21 protein-coding genes are annotated in these 24,161 nt (G+C 67.2%); 20 read left to right on the forward strand and 1 reads right to left on the reverse strand.

Going from position 1 to position 24,161, the window contains the following annotated elements; all coding sequences use genetic code 11:
- Positions 1 to 15: 15 nt before the first annotated feature.
- Complete coding sequence (locus FPP74_RS06390; RefSeq protein WP_095555148.1) at positions 16 to 582, reverse strand: GNAT family N-acetyltransferase; 567 nt, start codon at positions 580 to 582, stop codon at positions 16 to 18.
- A 139-nt stretch (positions 583 to 721) separates the two neighbouring features.
- On the opposite strand from FPP74_RS06390, the gene FPP74_RS06395 reads away from it, so the two are divergent.
- The 20 genes from FPP74_RS06395 (at position 722) to FPP74_RS06490 (ending at position 23,862) form a co-directional block, all read left to right on the forward strand.
- Positions 722 to 1,165, forward strand: a complete 444-nt coding sequence (locus FPP74_RS06395) for an SAV_6107 family HEPN domain-containing protein (RefSeq protein WP_095547256.1) — start codon at positions 722 to 724, stop codon at positions 1,163 to 1,165.
- A 177-nt stretch (positions 1,166 to 1,342) separates the two neighbouring features.
- Complete coding sequence (locus FPP74_RS06400; protein WP_370511795.1) at positions 1,343 to 1,744, forward strand: DUF3040 domain-containing protein; 402 nt, start codon at positions 1,343 to 1,345, stop codon at positions 1,742 to 1,744.
- 762 nt (positions 1,745 to 2,506) lie between these two features.
- On the forward strand, positions 2,507 to 2,941 hold the full coding sequence (gene mraZ, locus FPP74_RS06405) for a division/cell wall cluster transcriptional repressor MraZ (RefSeq protein ID WP_038591497.1): 435 nt from the start codon (positions 2,507 to 2,509) through the stop codon (positions 2,939 to 2,941).
- Positions 2,942 to 3,152: 211 nt separating this feature from the next.
- The gene (rsmH, locus tag FPP74_RS06410; RefSeq protein WP_095536853.1) at positions 3,153 to 4,247 is read left to right on the forward strand and encodes a 16S rRNA (cytosine(1402)-N(4))-methyltransferase RsmH; all 1,095 of its coding nucleotides are present in this window, start codon (positions 3,153 to 3,155) and stop codon (positions 4,245 to 4,247) included.
- Between the two features lie 37 nt (positions 4,248 to 4,284).
- Entirely contained in the window at positions 4,285 to 5,100 is an 816-nt protein-coding gene (locus FPP74_RS06415; protein ID WP_186439398.1) for a hypothetical protein, read from the forward strand.
- Between the two features lie 291 nt (positions 5,101 to 5,391).
- A complete protein-coding gene (locus tag FPP74_RS06420) occupies positions 5,392 to 7,305 on the forward strand; it encodes a peptidoglycan D,D-transpeptidase FtsI family protein (protein ID WP_369825032.1) in 1,914 nt (637 codons plus the stop codon).
- Positions 7,306 to 7,397: 92 nt separating this feature from the next.
- Positions 7,398 to 8,927 carry a UDP-N-acetylmuramoyl-L-alanyl-D-glutamate--2,6-diaminopimelate ligase gene (locus tag FPP74_RS06425; protein ID WP_095536827.1) on the forward strand — a complete coding sequence of 510 codons (1,530 nt, stop codon included), beginning with the start codon at positions 7,398 to 7,400 and terminating at the stop codon, positions 8,925 to 8,927.
- Positions 8,924 to 10,477 (forward strand): UDP-N-acetylmuramoyl-tripeptide--D-alanyl-D-alanine ligase, encoded by a 1,554-nt coding sequence (gene murF, locus FPP74_RS06430; RefSeq protein ID WP_144717524.1) that lies wholly within the window; start codon positions 8,924 to 8,926, stop codon positions 10,475 to 10,477. Before FPP74_RS06425 ends, murF begins: the two co-directional genes overlap by 4 nt.
- 98 nt (positions 10,478 to 10,575) lie before the next feature.
- The gene (gene mraY, locus FPP74_RS06435) at positions 10,576 to 11,682 is read left to right on the forward strand and encodes a phospho-N-acetylmuramoyl-pentapeptide-transferase (RefSeq protein ID WP_144717526.1); all 1,107 of its coding nucleotides are present in this window, start codon (positions 10,576 to 10,578) and stop codon (positions 11,680 to 11,682) included.
- Positions 11,683 to 13,092: a UDP-N-acetylmuramoyl-L-alanine--D-glutamate ligase gene (gene murD / locus FPP74_RS06440; protein ID WP_095547250.1), complete on the forward strand. Its 1,410-nt coding sequence runs from the start codon at positions 11,683 to 11,685 to the stop codon at positions 13,090 to 13,092.
- Between the two features lie 56 nt (positions 13,093 to 13,148).
- The gene (locus tag FPP74_RS06445; protein WP_186439399.1) at positions 13,149 to 14,723 is read left to right on the forward strand and encodes a putative peptidoglycan glycosyltransferase FtsW; all 1,575 of its coding nucleotides are present in this window, start codon (positions 13,149 to 13,151) and stop codon (positions 14,721 to 14,723) included.
- A 38-nt stretch (positions 14,724 to 14,761) separates the two neighbouring features.
- Positions 14,762 to 15,880: a UDP-N-acetylglucosamine--N-acetylmuramyl-(pentapeptide) pyrophosphoryl-undecaprenol N-acetylglucosamine transferase gene (locus FPP74_RS06450; RefSeq protein WP_144717528.1), complete on the forward strand. Its 1,119-nt coding sequence runs from the start codon at positions 14,762 to 14,764 to the stop codon at positions 15,878 to 15,880.
- Positions 15,881 to 15,915: 35 nt separating this feature from the next.
- Entirely contained in the window at positions 15,916 to 17,433 is a 1,518-nt protein-coding gene (gene murC, locus FPP74_RS06455) for a UDP-N-acetylmuramate--L-alanine ligase (RefSeq protein ID WP_144717530.1), read from the forward strand.
- On the forward strand, positions 17,434 to 18,453 hold the full coding sequence (locus tag FPP74_RS06460; RefSeq protein WP_144717532.1) for a cell division protein FtsQ/DivIB: 1,020 nt from the start codon (positions 17,434 to 17,436) through the stop codon (positions 18,451 to 18,453). It abuts the gene before it with no gap.
- Between the two features lie 142 nt (positions 18,454 to 18,595).
- Positions 18,596 to 19,885 carry a cell division protein FtsZ gene (gene ftsZ, locus FPP74_RS06465; RefSeq protein WP_144717534.1) on the forward strand — a complete coding sequence of 430 codons (1,290 nt, stop codon included), beginning with the start codon at positions 18,596 to 18,598 and terminating at the stop codon, positions 19,883 to 19,885.
- A 45-nt stretch (positions 19,886 to 19,930) separates the two neighbouring features.
- Positions 19,931 to 20,659, forward strand: a complete 729-nt coding sequence (gene pgeF, locus FPP74_RS06470; RefSeq protein ID WP_233125682.1) for a peptidoglycan editing factor PgeF — start codon at positions 19,931 to 19,933, stop codon at positions 20,657 to 20,659.
- Positions 20,660 to 21,463: a YggS family pyridoxal phosphate-dependent enzyme gene (locus FPP74_RS06475; RefSeq protein WP_144717536.1), complete on the forward strand. Its 804-nt coding sequence runs from the start codon at positions 20,660 to 20,662 to the stop codon at positions 21,461 to 21,463. It abuts the gene before it with no gap.
- A gap of 123 nt (positions 21,464 to 21,586) precedes the next feature.
- The gene (gene sepF, locus FPP74_RS06480; RefSeq protein WP_095555136.1) at positions 21,587 to 22,129 is read left to right on the forward strand and encodes a cell division protein SepF; all 543 of its coding nucleotides are present in this window, start codon (positions 21,587 to 21,589) and stop codon (positions 22,127 to 22,129) included.
- Between the two features lie 81 nt (positions 22,130 to 22,210).
- A complete protein-coding gene (locus tag FPP74_RS06485; RefSeq protein WP_095278043.1) occupies positions 22,211 to 22,516 on the forward strand; it encodes a YggT family protein in 306 nt (101 codons plus the stop codon).
- Positions 22,517 to 22,779: 263 nt separating this feature from the next.
- On the forward strand, positions 22,780 to 23,862 hold the full coding sequence (locus FPP74_RS06490) for a DivIVA domain-containing protein (RefSeq protein WP_095546970.1): 1,083 nt from the start codon (positions 22,780 to 22,782) through the stop codon (positions 23,860 to 23,862).
- Positions 23,863 to 24,161: the final 299 nt, after the last annotated feature.

Here is a 24,161-nt window from a genome sequence, read left to right on the forward strand (position 1 = left end):
CTACCGCAAGATTACCTACCCGTCGGACGGCAGCGGCAGGGTGCGTCCCAAGATTGCGAACGGGCGCGGGTCCCCCGAGTAGTAGAAGCCGCGGGCGACGTCGGTGAACCCAAACCTGCGGTAGAGCCGGAAGGCGGCGTTGGCCTCCTGCTCGACCTCCGGGGTGGACAGCAGCGCGTGGGGCGCAGGTGTCGCCTGGAGGAGCGCGCGCAGGAGGTGCGCGCCGATGCCTTGCCCCTGGGCGCTGGGGGAGACGTGGACCTCCGCAACCTCGAAGTAGTTGCGCAGGATCGCGCGGTCGTGGTCGGTGGGCCCGCCGTTTTCTCGCATCGCGCGGACGAGCTGTCGGTCCCACCAGCGCTCGCGGCTGCCCAGGAATCCGTAGGCCACGCCAAGAACGTGCTCGCCGCTGACGGCGGCGAAGGCAACGAACCCGGGGGTGGTGACTTCGCCGCGCCAAACGCGGATCCGCTCGGGGCGGATCGAGCGCGGGTACTCCATCGCGTCGAGGTAAATGTCCACGAGCTGCGGTGCAAGGTACGCGAATTCAGCCTTGCTCAGGGGGCGAATGTCTACGGTCACGTCTCCATCGAACCATGCCGGTACTCGCGCCGTGGAAAAAGCCACAACTTCGAACATTTGAGCGATTGTCGACGCCACCGTGTTCGCCCCGCACCTTAAGGTCAACACCAACGACATCCCAATAGGAAAGGACAGCCCGATGAACACCACCACTGCCAGCGTGATTTCCGCAACCACCCGCTCCGCGTCCTCCACCGCCAAGCGCGACCGCTTCCTTGCCGCCGCGGACGCCTTCTTGGCGCAGGCCCACGAGGAGCTCGAGGAGGGGGATGAGGCGCTCGCTCTTGAGCAGGCGTACCTGGCCGCGCTGCGTACTGCGGGAGCGGTGTGCGCCACCGCGCCGGAGATACGCCGGCGAAAGCGGCTGCCGAGTAGCGCGTGGGACAAGCTGGCGCTCACCGGTCCGGACGGCAAGCGGTGGGCGGCGACGTTTCGTGGTTACTCGGCGCTGCGTGGCCGCGTTGCCTCTGGCATCCAGCAGCGCCCAGAGATGGACAAGGTGACGGCCCTGCTGGACGAGGCGGAGCAGTTCTATCTGGCGTCCCTGCCGGAGTTTGGCGCGGAACCTCCACTGGTGGCCTAGTATGGCGGCATGGAGGCGGGGTGCGCTGTGGGCGAATGGCAAATCAGCACAGTTCGCTGAACCGATTCTCCGGCGGGAACAATCTGAGTAGGATGACCGTTGTACCCATAAGATGATTCGCCGCCGAGGCGATTCAACCACCGATTGAGTGCGGTCAACACGCCGTATAGCTGGGGAGTGAAGCCATTGTCTCTTTCTGAACAGGAACAGCGCGCCCTCCGAGAGATCGAGCAGTCGCTTCTCGCTGAGGACCCGCAGTTCGGGAGCTCGGTCGCGCAAGACGCTGACTACGCAGGCCGTCAGCCGTCCGGCAAGATCACCCTCCGTAGCGTCGCGCTGATGGTCTTGGGTCTTGTGCTCCTGCTCGGCGGTGTCGCGCTCGCAACCGTCAGTGTGTGGATGGTGCTCATCAGCATCGTGGGCTTCGGCGTGATGATGTTCGGTGGTGTCATGGCGGTGCGTACGCCCGCAACCCCGTCCCCGCACCTCCGACCGCAGCAGGCGAACGCGGCGCCGCAGTCGCGCCGTGGCGCGTCGATGGAGGAGAGTTTCCGCCGCCGTTTCGAGGATCGGCAGTAGACCGCCGGTAGGCACTGCCCGGGGAAGTTGTTGCCCCGCAGATTTACTCAGCGCATCCCGTTCTGGGGTGCGTTTTTTCATGTCCGCACTCTCTTTGGGTGCTCAGGCTCTTTCCGGCCCCGGGCGGCCATGAGTCAGGACGCGTCATCCGCTCTGACAACGCTTTTGACACCTAGATGACGAGATCACCGTGACGAAGTCGTAGGAAAATCCTCGCATCTTCGTCATGGTGATCTCGTCAAACAGGCCCGACCTCACCCCGGCAACGCCCTGGGCCGGCCAGACTTCTGCCCCGGTGGCGCATTACCGGTGTTCCCGCGTGCCCTGGGGGCCACCCACTTCGCCCCACCGGGACGCCCCACTTTCTCCCACTCCGCCACTTGCCCCCACCACAGACGCCGTTCGCGGCGGCTGCGTGCACCCCGGCTCAGCGATTTTCCTGGGCTTTTGCACTTCGGGCGCGTGGAGGGGCTGGAGGGGCGTGTGGTGATGGTGGGGTAGGGGCGTCGAAAAGCGACCCATGTGGCGCCGAGCCCCAACGGGAAGGGGGCCGCGCCCCACCGCTAAACGTGCCCACTGTGCAGGAAAAATGCGCGACGCGGGAAGAATTTTCCCGCGTGGTGTGGCGTCAGTGGGGGAAAGTGGGTTAAAGTGGGCCATGCGTGAAGGCGTGGCGTGCATCTTGACTACGTGTGCGGCACGAATTGGCGCAGAGAAAATTTCAGAGCCGATTCCGAAGGTGAAGGAGAGGTGGGTCGCCGGATGTTTCTGGGAACCTACACTCCCAAGCTGGACGACAAGGGGCGCCTGACGCTGCCCGCGAAGTTCCGAGAGGGGCTCGCGGACGGGTTGATGGTGACCAAGGGGCAGGATCATTCGCTCGCGGTGTATCCGCGGGAGGAGTTCACCGCCAGGGCCAGAAAGGCTGCGGCGGCGTCCCGGACGAACCCGAAGGCGCGCGCGTTCATTCGTAACCTGGCTGCCAGCGCGGATGAGCAGACGCTCGACGGTTCCGGTCGCATCACGTTGTCGCCGGCGCACCGGGAGTACGCCTCCCTGACGAAGGAGTGCGTGGTCATCGGCTCGGTGGATTTTCTCGAGATTTGGGACGCTGAGTCTTGGGCTCAGTACCAAGAAGAGACTGAAGCCGCCTTCTCGGCGGCGGACGATGACGACATTCTCTCCGGTCTGCTGTAGGGCTGACTACCCGGCAGTGGGCGTGTGACTACTGACGGAGAGCGTGTACGGACTCTGTCCGGGGCGTGAAGCGTTCTGGTGTACTTCCCCGACATCAGAACTGCCGCCCCGGGCAGGGCTCTATGCGCTCCCCATTCGTGGGATTTGGGCGATACGAAAGCGGCAAGCGAGACGGAGGGAGGATCCTCGGATGAATGACAACCTTTCGGCGATGGATTACTCCGTCGCGGCAAATCACGGGCACGTGCCGGTGATGCGCGATCGTATGGCCGAACTGCTGGCGCCGGGCGTCGAAAAGCTTGGGGCGAAGGCAGTGCTTATCGACGCCACACTCGGCGCCGGCGGACACACCGAACACTTCCTCCGCACGTTCCCTGATGCGCGCGTGATCGGCGTGGACCGTGATCCGAACGCGCTGGCGCAAGCGTCGGAGCGGCTCGCCCCGTTCGGTGATCGCTTCGCCCCCGTGCAGGCGCGCTTCGACGACATGGGTGCCGCAATCGCTGACGCCGCCGGCCCCGCCTTCGACCTCGTCCGTGAGGTCGGCGTGGCTGGTGCCCTCTTTGACCTGGGCGTGTCATCGATGCAGCTGGACCAGGAGGAGCGCGGGTTTGCGTACCGCGTGGACGCGCCGCTGGATATGCGGATGGACCCCTCGCACGGTATTACTGCCGCTGACGTGCTGAACACGTACAGCCACGGTGACCTGGCGCGGGTGCTCAAGACCTACGGGGACGAGCGCTTCGCGGGCAAGATCGCGTCCGCGGTGCTTAAGGAGCGTGAGCGGGAGCCGTTCACCACCAGCGCCCGACTGGTGGAGTTGCTGTACAACACGATTCCGGCGGCGACCCGCCGCACAGGTGGCCACCCGGCAAAGCGCACCTTCCAGGCACTTCGCGTCGAGGTCAACGGAGAGCTGGACGCGATCCGCGGCGTGATCCCCGTGGTCACGGACCTGCTCGCGCCTGGCGGACGCGTGGTGTTTATGAGCTACCAGTCCCACGAGGACAAGATCATCAAAGCTGCGTTCCGTGATTTGACCACTTCGAAAACCCCGCCCGGGCTGCCGATGGATTTGCCTGGCACCGCCGCGGAGTTCGCACCGATTACCCACGGTGCGGAGAAGGCTTCCAAAGAAGAAATCGAGCGTAACCCGCGCGCCGCTCCCGTTCGAGTGCGAGGAATAGAGAGACTGTGTGCGGACAACGCCGCACCTGTCTCCGCACCGAACGATTCAGCACCGCAGGAACCGTCACTGCAACGCCCCGCACACCAACTTCCCACCCAACAACTTCCCAACCAGTAGCTGACTCGACTGGACAAGGCCGAAAAGGAATCAGAACATGGGAGCACGAGACTTCACCGCAACAGGATCGACCGACACGCTTGAACGACCAAGCCGCGCCGGCGAATCCGTCGCGCGAGGACGAGCGGGATCGCGCGTGAAGCCGAGCGGGCGCTCCGCAGCGCGCACGACCACGAAGCGCCCCACCCGTACCGGGCACCCGGTCAAGCCGCACGTGCCGCACACCAAGCCGCGCGGCCGCCTCGGCTCGCAGCAGGTGGTCACAGTGCGCGGCCGCCGCGTCGCGGCGCCGGCCGACGCAGCGAAGCGCCGCTTCTCTGTCGTGTCTTCGGTGGGGCTGCCGCTGCTCATCGGCGGCGTCATCATCGCGATGGTGCTGTCCGGCCTGGCCACCAGTCAGTCCTTTGTCATTGAGAAGCTGCAGTCGCAGGAGCGCGATCTGAAGAGCTCGGTGGAAACCCTGAACCGCGACCTCGAGCAGCGTCGCTCCTCCGCGGAGCTGGCGCAAAACGCGGCGGATCAGGGCATGCTCGTCGCCTCCGAGCCGGGCATTGTCGACGTCGCGGCGGACGGCAAGGCCAACACCCGCCGCGAGTTCGACCCGGAGAAGAACGCGAAGGTCATCGACGTCAACAGCGAGAACGCACCCGCTGGCCGCGCTTCCAGTGACAAGAAGGCCACCGCAGAGATCAGCGACGCGCTCACCGCAACCCCGGGTGGCAGCCGCAACGCCGGCCAGCGCCCGTCGGCGGCACCGGCACAGCAGGGGCAGGCAGGACAGTCGGCGCCCCCGGCCCACGCGCAGATTGATAACGTCGCGCCGTACCAACCAAACGTCGCATCAAACTTCTAAGATGAGGTACCTGCACCGGCCAGCTCATCGGTAACAACGCCGGAGAGCCAGGAGGCTCTGCAAACACAAGGAGGACACGTGGTGGAATCGGGGTCGCGACGGCCACGTGGCTCAGCTGCTCGACAGCCTCAGCGAAAGGGCCCCGGCAAGCGCCGGGGAGGGGGAAGCGTGAAGCTGCCGCGGAGCGCGATGGATCAGCGCAAGCTGACCAACGCCCGCGTCAGTTTCGTGGTGGCCGTATTCCTTATCGTCGCGGCCGTGCTGGTCGCTCGTCTCGCGTGGGTTCAGCTCATGTGGGGCCCGGAGCTGCGCGAGCAGGCGCAGACACAGCGCGCCCGCGTCTACGTCGACCCGGCCCGCCGCGGTGACGTCGTTGATCGCGAGGGCAACCAACTCGCTTACACCATGCAGGCGCGCTCCCTGACGGTGTCCCCGGTCGTGCTGCGCCAGGAGCTGGCGGAGTTGGAGACGTACAAGATGCGCCAGGACGACGTCTCCGAATCCGACATCGAGCAGCAGCTCGACGCTCGCGTCGAGGACCGCCTGCGCCAGATGGCGAACTCGATCCCGCTGGCCATTGAGCACCGCGTCGTGCTCCGCGAGCCGGAGGAGGGAGAGGACTCGCTCGACGTGCTGAGCGACCTGGACGGCCTCGAGCTGCCCAAGTCCAGCGGCGCGAAGCCCAGCGCAAAGGCGGGGAACCAGAATGCTGCCGAAAACGCGGGGCCGGATGCCCAAGAAAGTTCGGTCAAGCCGAAGGACATCCTGGACAAGCTGCACTCGGACTCCAACTACGAAGTGCTCGTCCGCAACGTCGACCCAGACGTTGCCGGCGCGCTGGCCCGCACGTTCCACGGCCTTGCCGCGGACAACCAGGACATCCGCCAATACCCGAACGGCGCGATTGGCGAGAACATTATTGGAAAGGTCTCCATGGACGGCCAAGGTCAGTTCGGCCTTGAGGCATCGAGCGACGCCGCGCTGACCGGCATCAACGGCCGCTCCACAGAGGATGTCGCCGCCGGCGGCACCGCAATCCCGGGCACGTTGCGAGATGTCGTCCCCGCCGTCGACGGCGCACGCGTCGAGCTCACCGTGGATCTGGACCTGCAGACCTACGTGCAGCAGACCCTCGAGCAGGCGAAGCGCAACTCCGAGGCAAAGGACGCGCAGGCGGTCGTGCTCGACGCCCACACCGGCGAGGTCCTGGCGATGGCCAACACCGACACGATCGACCCGAACGGCGACTTGAACAAGCAGCTCAAGGAGGGCCGCGACTTTGAAAACAACGCGGTCTCGCACCCGTTCGAGCCGGGCTCGGTGGCCAAGATCATCACCGCTGCTGCCTCGATCGAGGAGGGTACGACCAACCCGGAGGAGGTCCACCAGGTCCCGGGCTCCATCGACATGGCCGGGGTGACGGTCGCAGACGCTTGGCAGCACGACGTCATGCCGTACACCACCGCCGGCATCTTTGGTAAGTCCTCCAACGTGGGCACCCTGCAGCTCGCGCAGCGCCTCGGCGAGGAGCGCTATTGGGACTACCTGCAGCGCTTCGGCCTGGGCAAGACCACGGGCATCGAGCTGCCCAACGAGTCCGCCGGCATCGTCCCCGTCCTGGAGCAGTGGTCCGGCGGCACCTTTGCCAATCTCCCGATCGGCCAGGGAATGAGCTGGTCCGCGCTGCAAATGGCCAGCGTGTTCCAGACCCTGGCCAACGGCGGCGAGCGCGTCGAACCGCGCGTGATCAAGCAGATCACCGGCCCGGACGGCGAGCAGATCGAGCAGCCCGCACCAGCGACCAACCGCGTGGTCAGCGAAGAAACCGCGCGCACCGTCGTGGATATGTTCCGGGCCACCTTCCAGTCCGACCCGGCCGGTGTACAAAACGGTACCGCCCAGGGCAACGAGATCGAGGGCTACCAGCTCTCCGGCAAGACCGGCACTGCGCAGAAGGTCGACCCGGACACGGGCGCGTACTCACAGAGTCAGTACTGGATCACGTTCGCGGGCATCGCGCCTGCCGACGATCCGCGCTTCGTTGTTGCCATCATGCTTGATGAGCCGACGCGCGGCCCCCTCGAAGGCGGCGCCGGCGGCCAGTCCGCCGCGCCGGTGTTCAAGGACATCGCCGCCTGGCTGCTCAACCACGAGAACATCCCGCCGAGCCCGGAGGCGAAGCCGTATGTGCTGCAGCAGCAGTAAGGTGCGTGGTGCAGTGCCCAACGCCTAGTGCCCAGCGCCCAGTCACGACACAACTTAATAGCCAGCAGCAACCGCCAACACAAGGAGGCCACATGAACACCGAAGCACCCACGCTGCAGCACCTCGCGCAGATCGCCGGGGCGCGCGTGGTCAACCCGCCCGCCGACGACACGCAGATCGCCTCGATCAGCCTCGACTCCACCGCGATCGAGCCGGGCGGGCTGTTCGCGGCGCTGCCCGGCACCCGCGTCCACGGCGCGTCGTTCGCCGAGGGCTCGCAGGCGGGGGCAATGCTTACCGACGCCGCCGGCCTGGACATCATCGCCGCCACCGGAGACGAGCGGCCCGTGCTGGTCGTCGAGGACGTCCGCGCCGTGCTCGGCGAGGTGTCGGCAGAGGTCTACGGGTGGCCGTCGAAAAGCATGCTCCTGCTCGGCGTGACCGGGACCTCCGGCAAGACGACAACGACGTATTTGCTCGAGCGCGGGCTGACCGCTGCGGGGCACAAGGTGGGGCTGATCGGCACGACGGGCACGCGGATTGCGGGGCGCGACGTCCCGTCGAAGCTGACCACCCCGGAAGCGCCGGCGCTGCAGGCGCTGTTTGCGCGGATGCGGGACGAAGGTGTGACCCACGTGGTGATGGAGGTGTCCTCGCACGCGCTGATGCTCGGCCGAGTCGGCGGCACTGATTTCGACGTCGCCGGGTTTACCAACCTGAGCCAGGATCACCTCGACTTCCACCCGACGATGGAGGACTACTTCGAGGCGAAGGCGTTGTTCTTCGACCCGGCGTCGCCGATCGCGGCGGCGAAGAGTGTGGTGTGCGTGGATGATGAGTGGGGCGAGCGGATGGCCCAGCGCGCCGCGCACCCCGTCACCGTGGGGACCCACGCCCAGGAAGGCCTCGACGTGCAGGCCCGCCAGGTCTCTGTGGAGGAGAGCGGCGCGCAGCACATTGCGCTGACCCACGACGGACACGACTACGAGTTCCGGCTGCCCATGCCGGGCGCGTTCAACGTGGCCAACGCCGCGCTGGCGGTGGGGATGGCCACCACCTGCGGCGTGGCCGCCGAGCCGTTCATCCAGGGGCTCGCCAACGCCGCGGTGCCCGGCCGTATGGAACGCATCGACGCCGGCCAGGACTTTGTCGCGGTCGTGGACTACGCGCACAAGCCAGCCGCGATCGCCGCGGTGCTGCAGACACTGCGCAAGCAAGTTGACGGCCGCGTGGGCATTGTCGTTGGCGCGGGCGGCGACCGCGACTCGTCCAAGCGCGCGATTATGGGCGCGGAGGCCGCCCGCGGCGCGGATTTTGTTGTGGTGGCGGATGATAACCCGCGCACGGAAGACCCGGCCACGATTCGCGCGGCGGTGCGCAAGGGCGCGGAGGACGCCGCCGGAGCAGACACCGAGATCCGGGAGAACGACTCGCGCGCCGGTGCCATTGACGAGCTGGTCGCCTGGGCGCAGCCCGGCGACGCGATCGTGGTGGTTGGCAAGGGCCACGAGGTCGGCCAGATCGTGGGAACCACGACCCACCACTTTGATGACAGGGAAGAGATGCGCCGCGCGCTGGCCGAGCACGGCTACGCGGCGGGAGCCGAGAAGGAGCACGCATGATACCGCTGAGCCTGGCAACAATCGCTGAGATCACCGGCGGGACGCTGAGCCCGGAGGCCGACCCGGACGCGGTGGTCACCGGCAACGTCGAGTTCGACTCGCGCAAGCTGGTGCCCGGCGGCCTGTTCGTAGCGCTTCGGGGCGCGCGGGTGGACGGCCACGACTTCGCTAAGGCCGCGGTGCGCGACGGTGCGGTCGCCGCACTCACCGCGCGCGAGGTGGGCGTCCCCGCCATCATCGTGCCGGAGGTCCCGCCCCGCGAGGGCGACAACTCGGACTTGGCTGCCGGCGACCCGGACGGATCCACCGCGGGCGTCGTCCAGGGCATGAGCAAGCTCGCCGCCTACGTGGCGCGGGAGTTGAGCGCGACCCACAACCTGACCATCGCCGGGGTGACCGGTTCCGCCGGCAAGACATCGACCAAGGACCTCATGGCCACGCTGCTCACGCGCGCTGGAGAGACGGTAGCGCCCCCGGGGTCGTTTAATAATGAGATCGGTCACCCCTACACGGTGCTGCGCTGCACTGAAGACACGGACTTTTTGGTCGCGGAGATGTCCGCACGCGGCATCGGGCACATTGCCCACCTGGCCAAGATCGCCCCGCCACAGATCGGCGTTGTGCTCAACGTCGGCTCCGCCCACATTGGCGAGTTCGGATCGCGCGAGAACATCGCCCTGGCCAAGGGCGAGCTCGTGGAGGCGCTGCCGTCGGCGGAAGAAGGCGGCGTGGCGGTCCTCAACGCGGACGACGACCTGGTCTCCGCCATGGCGTCGCGCACCAACGCGCGAGTCGTCACTTTTTCCACGCACCCGCGCGGCGGCGATTTCTACGCCACCGACATCACCCTGGACGCCATCGCTCGCGCGTCCTTCGTCCTGCACTGCCCGGACGCGGAACCCCAGCGCGTCTCGCTCGGGGTCTTTGGTGCCCACCAGGTGTCCAACGCGCTGGCCGCCGCGGCGGTCGGCGTCCAGGCCGGGCTCGACGCGGCCCAAGTGGCCGAGGCACTCAGCGCCGCCCGCTCCGTGTCGGTCAACCGCATGGACGTGAACACGCGCGAGGACGGCGTCACCGTGATCAATGATGCCTACAACGCCAACCCAGAATCCATGCGCGCCGGCATCGCGGCGCTGGGCTACACCGCTGCCGCCCGCCCCGGGGTGCGCTCCGTCGCGGTGCTCGGCGAGATGGGGGAGCTGGGCAACGACGCGGTCGCCGCCCACGCCGCCCTCGCCGAGGAACTCGGGCGCTACCAAGTCACCCACCTCATCGCCGTCGGACATACCGCGCCGATGGAGGCGCTGCTGCTCGGGTCGCAAGAACACGGCATCCAGGCCCAACAGGTCGCGGATGCGCAGGAGGCCACCGCCGCCGTGCGACGGCTGCTGTCCGCCGCGCCGCCGGGCGAGTCGGGCTGGGAACACCGCGCCGATCGCGACGTGGTGCTGGTGAAGGCCTCCAACGCGGTCAAGCTGTGGAGGGTCGCCGAGGAACTTCTGGCGGGTCATCGCTTAAGGGACGACCAACGCAATTATCCTCGTAGCTGATCTGTCTTCGTCGCCGTAGGTGGCGGGTGGGCGTCGATAAACATGCGCCCAGCGCTCAACAACTCAACAGTAAAAATTTCTAGCAAGGTAGCACTTCAATGGTTCAAGTCTTAAGCGCAGGGATTATCAGCTTCCTCGTGGCCATTTTCCTGACGCCCGTGCTCATCCGGTATTTCCACCGGCGGGCCATGGGGCAGGAGATCCGCGAGGACGGCCCGCAGTCCCACGCGCGCAAGCGCGGCACGCCGACGATGGGCGGTATCGCGATCCTCGTTGCCATTACCGTCAGCTACATTCTCAGCTCGCTGATCGCGCTGTTTACCGGGCACGAAGCGTTCACCGCCAGCGGCCTCATCGTACTTGGACTGGCCCTGTCGCTCGGCCTCGTTGGGTTTGCGGACGATGGGATCAAGCTGTTCATGCACCGCAACCTGGGCCTGAACAAGACCGCGAAGCTGGTAGCGCAGCTGGCCATCGCGCTCGCCTTTGGCATTCTCATCTTGCAGTTCCCCGACAACGAGGGGCTGACCCCCGGCTCAACCGCGCTGAGCTTCGTGCGTGACATTGAAACGATCGACCTGGCGGTCGGCGGCGGCATCCTCGGCACGCTCGTCTTCCTCGTGTTCATCTACATCCTGCTCGCGGCCTGGTCTAACGCGGTCAACCTCACCGACGGCCTCGACGGCCTCGCCTCGGGCACGACCGCACTCGTGATGTCCGCGTACGTGGCCATCACGTTCTGGCAGTTCCGCAACTCCTGCTCGCTGTCCGCAACCCCCGGCTGCTACGCGGTCCGCGACCCGCTCGACCTGGCCATCCTCGCCGCCGCCGGCTTTGGTGCCTGCATCGGCTTCCTGTGGTGGAACGCGGCGCCGGCCAAGATCTTCATGGGTGACACCGGATCGCTCGCGCTCGGCGGACTGGTCGCGGGGCTCTCCGTGGCCTCTCGCACCGAGCTGCTCATGATCGTGGTTGGCGCGCTGTTTGTCATGGAGGCAGGCTCTGTGGTCATCCAGGTCGCGTCGTACAAGACGACCGGCAAGCGCGTGTTCCGCATGGCGCCGTTCCACCACCACTTTGAAAACGGCGGTTGGGCCGAGACCACCGTGGTGGTTCGCTTCTGGATCATCTCCGCCATGGCCGTCGCGCTCGGCCTCGCGTTGTTCTACGGCGAGTGGCTCACGCAGAACGGGGTGAGCGCGTAAATGACCTCCCAGACGCAGGGGCACATGCTTATCGACGCCCCCGTGCTCGTCGCCGGAGCCGGCGTCTCCGGTCTCGGCGCGGCCCGCATGCTTTCCGCCCTCGGGGTCGAGTACACGGTCGCGGACGACAGCGCGTCGGGCCGCGACGCGGTCCGCGATGCCACCGGCGCTCCCGTCATCACGACCGCGGAGGCGGCCGAGCGCTTCGCCGACTTCGCCACCGTGGTGACATCCCCCGGCTGGCGCCCGGACACCCCGCTGCTCGTCCAGGCCGCACAGGCCGGCCTCGAGGTCATCGGGGACGTAGAACTGTGCTTCCGGCTCGACCGCGCGGGCGCGTTCGGCGCGCCGCGCGAGTGGCTGGTGGTCACCGGCACGAACGGCAAGACCACCACCACCGGCATGCTCGCCTCCATCATGGCGCAGTGCGGGAACGACACCGGCAAGCGCGCGCAGGCCTGCGGCAACATCGGCGTGGCCGTCGCAGACGCGCTGCTGGCCGAGGAACGCGTGGACGTGCTGGTGGCGGAGCTCTCCAGCTTCCAGCTGCACTGGTCCACCCAGCTCGTCCCCGATGCAGGCGTGCTGCTCAACCTCGCGGACGACCACCTGGATTGGCACGGCTCCTTTGCCAACTACGCGTCCGACAAGGCGAAAGTGCTGCGCGCGCCCAGCGCGGTCGCCGGCGCAGACGACCCAGAGGTGACCAAACTGGTGGCGGCAACCAGCCGCGACGACGTCATCGGCTTCACGCTGCGCGCCCCCGAGCCCGGCCAGGTCGGCGTGGAGGGTGGCCGGCTGGTCTCTCGCTGGAGGAGCGACGATCCCGTGGACCTCGCTTCCGCCACGCGCATCCAGCCCCCGGGGGCCGCGGGCGTGCTCGACGCCGCCGCCGCGGCGGCGGTGGCGCTCACCCAGGGTGCGACGCCCGCCCACATCCAGGACGGGTTGGACGCGTACCGCGTGGCCGACCACCGCGGCGCCGTCGTCCACAGTGGTGGGGGCGTAGATTGGGTGGACAACTCCAAGGCCACCAACCCGCACGCCGCCCACTCCGCGCTCTCGGGCGCGGGAACCGTGGTGTGGGTCGCGGGCGGACAGCTCAAGGGCGCAAGCGTGGACGAGCTCATCCATGAGCACTCCGCGCAGTTCCGCGCTGTGGCGCTGATGGGGGCAGACCGCGAAATCCTGCGAGACGCGCTGAAGCAGCTCGCCCCGCAGGTGCCCATTTTTGTCACGGAGAGCACCGACCCGGCCGAAGCGATGGACAACGTGGTTGAGTTCGCGGCTTCCGTAGCGCAGCCTGGGGATTCCGTGTTATTAGCCCCGGCTGCTGCAAGTTTGGATATGTATTCCGGAATGTCAGCGCGTGGCGACGAATTTCGCGCCGCAGCAATGAGACACTGCTAACACGAGTAACACGAACCACGCTGGTTGAGACGACGAAAGGCCACAGGACGCATTCGATGACGCTGAAACCAGACAATCACAGGAGGTCGGAGCGCCCGGCCGGGGCGACTCGCGGGCGCCGCCCCGCCGAGCGTTCCAGCGCCGCGGTCCGACAGGAGTCCCGGCTGGGCAACGCCTCGCGTCGCCTGGGCGAGTTCATGGATTCGCGCCCCCTGCTGGACTACACCATGATCCGCACTGTGGTGCTCGTCCTCGCCGGCCTCGGCGTCGTGATGGTGCTCAGCTCATCCATGGCCATGTCGGTGGCGAACAACCAGGCACCGTGGAGCATCGCACTGCGCCAGCTCCTCATGGTCATCGGCGGCCTGATCGCTTTCTGGGCTGCGCTGAAGATCCCGCCGTCCCGTTTGCACAAGCTCAGCGTCGTGCTCATGTGGTTGGCGGTTCTCCTGCTCATCGCGGTGCTTACGCCGCTGGGCACGGGTAAGGAATCGGTGGGCTCGCAGTCCTGGCTCGAGCTCGGGCCGCTGCGCTTGCAGCCCTCGGAGCTCGCCCGCATCGCCATCGCAATCTGGGGCGCACAAGAGGTGGCCAACAAGGACGCGACGCGCCCGCTGCAGGCCGGAACCGGAACGCTGCGTTTCACCGTCGTCTCGGTCATCTGCCTGGCGCTCATCGCTGCGCAGGGCGACTTCGGCATGGCGGTCTCGTTCGCGCTCGTCGTCGCGTTCATCCTGCTCTTCGCGGGCATCTCGTGGCGCACGATCGGCATCTTCGCCGGCATCGGCGCGATCTTTCTCTTCAGCCAGTTCGCGGCGGGCGGCTTCCGTTCCAACCGCTTCCACGTCTACTTCGACGCGCTCCTCGGTCACTTCGAGGACACGCGCGGCATCGCGTTCCAGTCGCACCAGGGCTTTCTTTCGCTTGCCGACGGTGCCCTCTTCGGCGTCGGACTCGGCCAATCTCGCGCCAAGTGGTTCTACCTCCCGGAGGCGCAAAATGACTTCATCTTCGCGGTCATCGGCGAGGAGCTTGGCTTGTGGGGCGGCGCGCTGGTGATCTGCCTGTTCGCCATGCTCGGCTACTTCGGCCTGCGGGCCGCGCGTCGCGCGCAGACACAGGAGCAGCGGCTCATGGCTGCCTCGCTGGCGGCTGCTGTGGTTTCCCAGGCGTTCATCAACATCGGCTACGTTGTCGGCCTGCTGCCTGTGACGGGCATCCAGCTGCCGATGCTCTCCGCGGGCGGCACGTCCGCGGTCATCACGTTCGGCGCCATGGGTGTGCTCGCCTCGGTGGCCCGCCACGAGCCGGATGCGGTCTCCGCGATGCAGAACTACGGGCGTCCGCTCTTTGACCAACTGTTGTTGATTGGGGAGCCGCGGCCCGTCGATAAGCAAGGCACCCCACGCCCGAAGACCGCATCGCGGAAGCGCGAAGGGTCGCGCTCGGGGCGCGTTGTTCGACCGAACCAGCGCGACGCGCGCTTCGGCACACCCGTCACGGCGCGCGGCGCGGCGGGGGCCGGTCGCCGCACCGACGACGAACGAGGTCGCCCGAGCAGGCGCCGCGAGCAGGCACGCTACGATGAACCACGAAACAGCGCTCGCAGGGGCGAGCGCCGGGCCGGCTAACGCTGCCGGTCAGCGACGTGAAAGGCGGAAATACGGCAATGGCTGAAACGCACGACGGAGACGGTACCGAGCTCAACACCCAGCTCAATGTGGTGGTAGCCGGAGGCGGCACCGCGGGCCACATCGAGCCCGCGCTCGCGGTCGGCGAGGTCCTGCGCGACACCTATGGCGCGCGCGTCGTCGCTCTGGGCACGGAGAAGGGGTTGGAGACGACCATCGTGCCCGCGCGAGGATTCGAGCTCGAGCTCATTGACCCGGTGCCGATGCCCCGCAAGCAGCCGCTGAAGTGGGCGGGCATCCCGCTGAAGCTGCGCCGTGCGGTGCGTCAAACCGCGGACATCCTGAAGGAGAGCGGCGCGGACGTGGTCTTCGGCACCGGCGGATACGTCGCCGGTCCCGCGTACCTGGCCGCGCGCCAGCTGCGACTGCCGTTCTTTGTCCTGGAGACCAACGCGCTGGCTGGTATGGCGAACAAGCTCGGCGTGCGACTCGGTGGCATTGGGCTCAACGCCGTGCCGAACTCGGGCATGGTCGGCGACGTCGTCGAGATCCCCGTGCGCCCGGGCGTGGGCGACGACCCGGACGGGGCGAAGGCCGAGCGCGGATACAAGATGTGGGACCTGGACCCCAACACGAAGACGGTCCTGGTCACCGGCGGGTCCCAGGGCGCGGTGAACATTAACCGCGCGCTTGCCGGCGCGGTGGAGCGGATCACCGGCGCGGGGTTCCAGGTCCTGCACGCGTACGGCCGCAAGAACGACGCTCCCGCGACCATGAACGGCTACACGGCCGTGCCGTACATCGACGATATGGAGGCCGCGTACGCTGTCGCGGACCTCGTGGTCTGCCGCTCCGGCGCCATGACCGTGGCAGAGAACTCCGCCGCAGGACTGCCCGCGATCTACATCCCGCTGCCGCACGGCAACGGCGAGCAGGGGCTCAACTCCGCGCACCTTGTTGCCACCGGGGCCGCAGGGCGTATCGACGACGCGTCGCTCACCCCCGACGCCCTCGCCGAAGAAGTCCTGGGAATCCTGGGCAGCCCGGACCGTTACCAAGAGATGCGCAGCGCCCTCGAAACCTCGGGCGCTGGCAACGTGGCCGAGGAACTCGCGCGGCGCATCACCAAGGCCGCCGCCCGCAGCGCTCACCAGTAGCCCCCGCCGATTCACCCGATTAGAAGGAGACTCCAATGACGCCGACGACTACCCCGGGCGCTTCCGACCCGGCCGAGACCACAATCGACCTCTCCCGCGTCCACCTCATCGGCATCGGCGGCGCCGGCATGTCCGGCGTGGCCCACATCCTGCTCGACCGCGGCTCCGTGGTCACCGGTTCGGACGTGAAGGAGTCGCGCCCGGTCCGCGCGCTGCGCTTGCAGGGCGCGGAGGTGGCCATTGGCCACGCGCGCGAAAACCTCGAGCTTTCCGCTGAGCTCCCGACCGTCGTGGTGACCAGCTTCGCTGCGATCCCCAAGGACAACCCGGAGCTGGTGCGTGCTGCCGAGGAGGGAATCCCGGTGATCCGACGCTCCGATCTGCTGGGCGAGCTCATGGAGGGCTACACCCAGGTGCTCCTCGCCGGGACGCACGGCAAGACGTCCACCACGTCCATGGCGGTGGTGGCGCTGCAGGCGGCCGGGGTGGACCCCTCCTTCGCCATTGGCGGTCAGCTCAACCGCGCCGGCACGAACGCCCACCACGGAGCCGGCGACGTGTTCGTGGCCGAGGCGGACGAGTCGGACGCGTCGTTGCTTCGCTACAAGCCGAACGTCGCGGTGATTACCAACATCGAGCCCGACCACCTCGACTTCTTCAAAACCCACGAGGCGTACTTCCAGGTCTTCGACGACTTCGCCGACCGCGTCCAGCCCGGCGGCCACCTCGTGGTCTGCCTGGACGACCCGCACGCAGCCGAGTGCGGTGAGCGCGCCGCCGCCCGGGGCGTGAACGTGCTTGGCTACGGCACCGCGGAGGCCGTCGCGGCCCACCCCGACGTCCCCGCCGGCGCCGTGATCACCGAGGAAACGGTGGAAGGCTCCTACGTCACGACGACTGTGGAGCTGAACGCGCCCGAACACACCGCCACGGTGCGCTATCAGCTCAGTGTCCCGGGCCGCCACATGGTGCTCAACTCCGCGGCCGCGCTGCTCGCTGGCGTGCTTGCCGGCGCCGACCCGGGGAAGCTGGGGGAGGGGCTCACCGACTTTTCCGGCGTGCGCCGCCGCTTCGAGTTCCGCGGCCAGGTCGAGGGCGGCGACTTCGACGGCGTGCGCGTCTACGATGACTACGCCCACCACCCGACCGAGGTCAACGCGGTGCTCACCGCCGCGCGCGACAAGGTGACCACCGAGGGCAACGGCGCGCGCGTCATCGTCTGCTTCCAGCCGCACCTCTACTCCCGCACCGAAGCCTTCGCCGAGGAGTTTGCCAAGGCCCTTTCGCTTGCCGACGCCTGCGTCGTCCTCGACATCTACGGCGCCCGCGAAACCCCCGTGGAGGGGGTGACCTCGCGGATCATCACCGACCGTATCGCGGACGGGACCGAGGTCCGCTTGGAGCCCGACTTCTCTGCGGCGCCGCGGACGGTGGCGTCCCTGACGAAGCCGGGCGACCTCGTGCTGACGATGGGTGCGGGCAGCGTGACGCTGCTCGCGCCGGAGATCCTCCGCGAGCTCTCGGGAAACGCGACGCCGGGCGCGGAGGCCTAAATGTCCACCGTGATCGGCAGTTCCGGCACCCCGGACCCGGAGGAGCCCCAAGACACTCAAGACGCCCAAGATCCGCAAGACTCGCAAGATTCAGACGACTCGCGCGAGGAGCCGCAGATCCCGGAGGTCGACGGCGACGTTGACCCCGCGGACGAGGGAGCCGTCGACCCCGCGGACGAGGGCGAGCTCGACCCGGAGGAGTGGGACGAGAGCGAGCCGGAGCCCGAGCCCGAGCCGGGCGAGAAAACCAGTCCCGCACGCGTGCGTGCCTATGAATCTACCGCGGCGCCGCGCGCCGAAGCGGCAGCCGAGGAGCCGCCGACACCGGTCGACGACGCGGCGTCGCGCGCCAAGCGCATGCGGAGGCGTCGTCGCGCCGTCGGCTCCGTGGGCCTCGCCGTTGTGGTCATCGGCGTCGTGGGCGCGATCATGCCGTTTACCCCGATGATGCCGGTCCACGGGATCAACGTGGACGGCACCCAGAACCTCAGCGTCGGCGAGGTCCAGGACCTCACGGGGATCGAGCCGGAGACGCCGATGGGCCGGGTGGACGTGCAGGGTGCCGCGCAGCGCGTCGCCGGGAACCCGTGGGTGAGCTCCGTGACGGTCAAGCGCGACTGGCCGAGTGCCATCGACGTCGTGGTGGACGAGCACAAGCCGGTCGCGTTTGTCACCGAGGATGACGGCGCGCACTTGATCGATGTCGAAGGCAAGGACTTCATTGTCGCCGAGCCCCCGGCGGGCGCGATGGAGCTGGTTGGGCCCGGAATCGGTGATGAGGAGGGGAAGCGGCACGCGGTGGAGATCGCGGCGTCGATAAGCGATAAAGCCCGTGGCGAGGTCGAGTCTTTGGAGGCGCGCGGGCCGTACGAGTACGTGCTGCACGTGGCCGGCGGGCGGCAAGTGACGTGGGGTGCTGCGGGGGACAACATAAATAAGGCGCTCGCGCTTGAGACCGTGCTGCAACTGGAGGGCACGGAGTTCAATATCTCGAACCCGGAACTCGTCACGTCGCGGTAAAAGCCCAGGTCAAAACTCTAAAGTAGAGGTTGAGGGTCGTGACACGCCGGGGGAGAAAACAAAAATCTCCGTTGTGTCATTCATGATGGAACGCGTTAGAAAGAAACCACTCCTCACTGTTTGAAAGGCGAGTCACCACACCATGACCTCTCCCGCGAACTACCTCGCCATGATCCGCGTTGTCGGTGTCGGCGGCGGTGGCGTCAACGCCGTCAACCGCATGATCGAAGAAGGCCTGAAGGGCGTCGAATTCGTCGCCATTAACACCGACTCGCAGGCGCTGCTGTTTACGGATGCCGATACGAAGCTGGACATCGGCCACGAAGCCACCCGTGGCCTCGGCGCGGGTGCGAACCCGGAGGTTGGCCGTACTTCCGCGGAGGACCACAAGCAGGAGATCGAGGAGTCGCTGAAGGGCTCCGACATGGTGTTCGTGACCGCCGGCGAGGGCGGCGGCACCGGCACCGGTGCGGCCCCGGTCGTCGCCGGCATTGCCAAGAAGATGGGCGCCCTGACCATCGGCGTGGTCACCCGCCCGTTCACCTTTGAGGGCAAGCGCCGCACCCGCCAGGCACTCGAGGGCATCGAGGCGCTCAAGGAGGTCTGCGACACCGTCATCGTTATCCCGAACGACCGCCTGCTGCAGCTGGGCGAGGCGGAGCTGTCCATGATGGACGCGTTCCGCGCCGCCGATGAGGTGCTCTACAACGGTGTGCAGGGTATTACCAACCTGATCACCATCCCGGGCATGATCAACGTCGACTTCGCCGACGTGCGCTCCGTCATGGCCGACGCCGGCTCCGCGCTCATGGGCGTCGGCTCCGCGCGCGGCGACAACCGCGTGATGACCGCGACCGAGCAGGCCATCAACTCCCCGCTGCTCGAGGCCACCATGGAAGGCGCTAAGGGCGTGCTGATCTCCGTCGCCGGCGGCTCGGACCTCGGCCTGATGGAGGTCAACAACGCGGCTTCCATCGTCGAGGGCAAGGCCGATGAGGACGCGAACATCATCTTCGGCACGATCATCGACGACAACCTGGGCGACGAGGTCCGCGTGACCATCATCGCCACCGGCTTTGACGAGAAGGCCAACGTGCGCGCCGAGGCCGCCCGCCAGGGCGAGCCGCAGATTCAGACCGCCCAGGCGCAGTCCGGCTCCAGCGCGGCACAGCTCGACGGCGCCTCCTCGGCCACCCCGGCCCCGTCCCGCGGCTCGCTCTTTGACGACCGCGCGGTGGAGACCAACCAGCCCGCGCCCAGCCAGCGTGGCTACGAGGACCGCCAGCCGCGCCACAGCTACGATTCGCAGCGAGGCGGCCTGTTCACCAGCTCCGACCGTAGCTACAGCGACCGCGGCGAGGCCCGTCGCGACGATCGCGACAACCGCGGCGACGACGACTTCGATCTCGACGTCCCCGATTTCCTGCGCTAACCACCAGCGCTCGCCCGGCCGCGTGAGCCGGGTAGCCTGGTTGGCATGGAAAACCTGACAACCCGCCCCGTCCGCATGGTGTTTACCTCCCGTGCCGGCGGGGCTTCTGCGTCCCCGTACGACAGCTTCAACCTCGCGCTCCACGTCGGGGACGACGAAGCGCAGGTGCATGCTAATCGACGCCGCCTCGCCACCATCCTCGACCTCCCCGAAGAGCACTTCGTGTGGATGGAACAGCTCCACACCAACTCCGTCACCGTGGTCGACGGCCCCCAGGCCGACCCCGTCGAAGCGACCGACGCTCTCGTCACCACCCAGACCGGACTTGCGTTGTGCGTGCTGGTCGCGGACTGCACTCCGGTGCTGCTTTCGGACCACGACGCAGGCGTCATCGCCGCCGTCCACGCGGGCCGGTTGGGCGCGCGCAATGGCATCGTGGCGCGCACCGTGCAGCAGATGGTGGAGCTGGGGGCGAAGCCGGCCAATATCCAAGCTCTTTTGGGACCGGCCGCGGCGGGCGAGTCCTACGAGGTCCCCGCGGAGATGGCGGACGACGTGGAAGCGCACCTGCCGGGCGCCCGTTGCGCCACGAGCAAGGGGACGGCGGGCCTGGACATCCGTGCCGGTATCGTGCGCCAACTGCTCTCGCTGGGCGTGACGCACATCGACGCCGACCCGCGCGACACCATTACGGACGAGTCCTTCTTCTCTCACCGCCGCGAGGGCACGACGGGGCGTCAGGCCGGCGTGATTTGGCTGACGGGGGCGAAATAAATGACTGAGCAACTCGCCGGGCAACATGCCGAGCAACAGCACGGCGACCTCAGCGCGGTGCAGCTGCGTGCAAACCTCGAGACCGTGCGAGAGCGGATCCGCGCTGCGGAACGCGCAGCCAACCGCGAGCCGGGAAGCGTGGCGCTCCTGCCGGTGACCAAGTTCCACGGTGCTGGAACAGTCGAAGCGCTCGCCGCCGCCGGGGTCCGCCTGGTGGGGGAGAACCGTGAGCAGGAGGCGCGCGCGAAGGCGGAAACGCTCGCCACCGACGGCGTGGACTGTGGGATAGTCATGATCGGCCAAATCCAATCCAAGAAGGCTAACGCCGTGGCCCGATGGGCGTCCGAGGTCCACTCGGTGGACTCGGTCAAGCTCGCCCGGGGGCTGGACCGCGGGATGGCGCTCGCGATCGAGCGCGGCGACCGCCGGGACGGCGCCGGAGACGTGCTGCGCTGCTTGGTGCAGGTGTCTGCCGACGGCGACACCAGCCGCGGCGGCGTCGCGCTGGATGGCGCGTCATTCGGCGGCGTTGCCGCGGAGGAGACGGTCTCGGACGTTGTCGGGGCCGTCGAGGACGCGGAACACCTGGCCTTTGACGGTTTCATGGTCGTGCCGCCGCTGGACGCCGAACCAGGCGAGGTCTTCGCGCTTGTCCGCCAGCTGACGGACGAGTGGTCGGTCAAGCTGGGGCGTACGCTGCGGATGTCGGCCGGGATGTCCGGCGACTTCGAGCTCGCTATTGCGCACGGCTCAGACGTGGTGCGTGTCGGAACAGCTGTGGTTGGTCCGCGGCCCGTAGGCTAAGCGCGAACCTTACAAATAACACGCCCGGTATTTGTCCGGTCTTCGTCCCGGTTTGGCCTCGATCTGAGCAGCATTGGGCAGTACAAGGGGCACTTTAAGCACCGCAATCAAGGAGCACGATCAATGTCTATTTTTGACAGCGCGAAGGAATTCCTCGGCCTCGGCCCCTACGGCGAGGACGACGCCTACTACGACGACGCATACGACCGTGATGACCGTGATGGCCGTGTTGGCACGGACATGCGCGACGATCGCGGTGATCGCCGTGCTCAGTCCGCCCACGCTGCGCATGAGGTCCGGGACGTCCGCGATGTTGAGCCGTCGCGTGCGCACCGTTACTCCTCCGCAGCCGACCGCGATTATGCCGAGCCGCGCGTGCGTCGCGACGCCCAGGTCGTGATTCCGATGCTGCACTCGTACCAGGACGCGAAGCAGGTGGGCGAGCCCTTCCGTGATGGCAACATTGTGATCATGGACCTGACCAGCCTGAGCAAGGTGCAGGCGAAGGCGTTCATCGACTTCTCCTCCGGCCTGTGCATGGCGCTGCGGGGCACGATGCACAACCTGACGTCGCGTCTTGACGTCGACCGTCGCGTCTTCGCCATCGTGCCCGATGGGGTTGACGTTGATGAGCAGGACCTGCAGCGTCGAGCGCACCTGGTCTAGCCGGTGTCTAGCCGGTAGGACGTGACACGCGCGGGGTAGCGGTTGCACCCCGCGCGTTTTGCTATAGGTATGGTGGCTCACGTGGCAATTTTCGGAGCAATACTGTACGCCCTCGTTGGCCTCTATTCGTTCGTGGTGATCCTCCGCGTCATTATTGAAATGGTGGAAAGCTTTTCCCGGCACTTCGACCCGCCCCACTGGTTCATGGTTGCTGGGGAGGCGATCTTTGTGGTGACGGATCCCCCGGTGAAGGCACTGCGGAGGATGATCCCGCCGTTGCGGATGTCCAACGGCATCGGTTTTGACCTCAGCGTGATCGTGCTGTTTGTCGTCCTCGTCGTGGTGCAGATGGTAATTCGCGCCACCCTCATTACTCCGTTTGTCTGAGAGTGGAAACCTGCAGCTCAACCGGAGGTAGAGATCCTTGAATAAGTGCGATTTTACCCCGCTTTTTGCGCTTCACTCGACACAGACCGCGTGTTCACGTGTATAAATAGATTGACTCGACGTGGCGGAGCTCTCCGTATCGGCTAGAATCGTCGGGTAAAAGCGTTACAAATTATTAGAAACACGGATTGCTTTCCCGTAACGTGGGAGGAAATCCTGTGCCCGGGTAGCCGGGTACGTCACTGACTTCGAAGGGAACGCCCATGCCGCTGACTCCAGCAGACGTGCACAATGTCGCTTTCAGTAAGCCTCCGATTGGCAAGCGGGGCTACAACGAGGATGAGGTCGACCAGTTCCTGGACCTCGTTGAGGACACGCTCGCCCAACTGCAGGACGAGAACGATGATCTGCGCGCCCGCGTGGACGAGGTTGCCGCTGGCGGCGCCGCGACCGGCGGTGCTGCAGCCGCGTCCGCGTCGCAGTCCTCTGCAGTCGACGAGGCGGCTGTGCGCAAGCAGGTCGAGCAGGAGCTCCGTGCTGAGTACGAGAAGAAGCTGCGTGACGCGAAGACTGCCACGGACAAGGCAGAGGCCGAGGCCCGCACCGCGAAGAGCGAGGCGGAAAAGGCCCGCAAGCAGGCCGAGGCCGCAAAGCAGGACGCCGACAAGCGTGTTGCTGAGGCGAAGCGCTCCGCAGAGTCCGCAGCCAAGAGCACCACGCAGGGCTCCTCCATCGCCGCGCCTGCCGCAGCTGCGGCTGCCGGGGCATCCGCTGAGGCTGCCTCCGCCGATACCCACGTCCAGGCCGCCAAGGTCCTTGGCCTGGCACAGGAGATGGCGGACCGTCTGACCAGCGACGCGCAGGCTGAGGCCCGCTCCATGCTGGATGAGGCCCGCGGTGCCGCCGCGCGCCAGCTTGCGGACGCAGACACCAAGGCGAAGAAGCAGCTCGCCGATGCGGAGTCCCGCTCCCACACCCAGCTCGAGGACGCGAAGAAGCGCGCGGCCGAGACCACCACGACCGCGGAGACCCGCGCGAAGCAGCTCGTGGCGGACGCCGAGAAGAAGGCGCAGGAGACCACCAGCGACGCAAACTTCCGTGCCGAGGCGCAGATCCGTCAGGCCGAGGAGCAGGCGCACAAGCTGCAGGCCGATGCAGAGCGCAAGCACACGGAGATCATGAACACGGTCAAGCAGCAGCAGAACGCGTTGGAGAACCGTATTGCCGAGCTCCGCACCTTCGAGCGCGAGTACCGCACTCGCCTGAAGACCCTGCTGCAGTCCCAGCTTGAAGAGCTGGAGACCCGCGGCACCTCCGCACCGAGCGGCGACGCCGGCGCGAAGTAGCACAGCACGCGCTCACAACGCCCCGCGCACGGACCTGGGATGAGGTTCGTGGGCGGGGCGTTGGCGTCGATACGCATGCTCCGCACCGCACCGGCCAGGAGTGCGTTATACTGGCGAGGCACTTCAACAGCGCACGTGCTGATCCGGCCATCACCGGGGAGCGTTTTCGGAAGAACCCCGCGGCTCCAGGGCCGCGGCAAGTAGAACCGGACGTGAACAAGGGGAGACGTCACTTCCTTCACCACAAATGAAGCGGGAGCCGGCCCTGCGGTTGGCTTCAAGCAGGGTGGTACCGCGCG

The sequence above is a fragment of the Corynebacterium sp. NML180780 genome (assembly GCF_007786415.1).
GTDB lineage: Bacteria > Actinomycetota > Actinomycetes > Mycobacteriales > Mycobacteriaceae > Corynebacterium > Corynebacterium gottingense.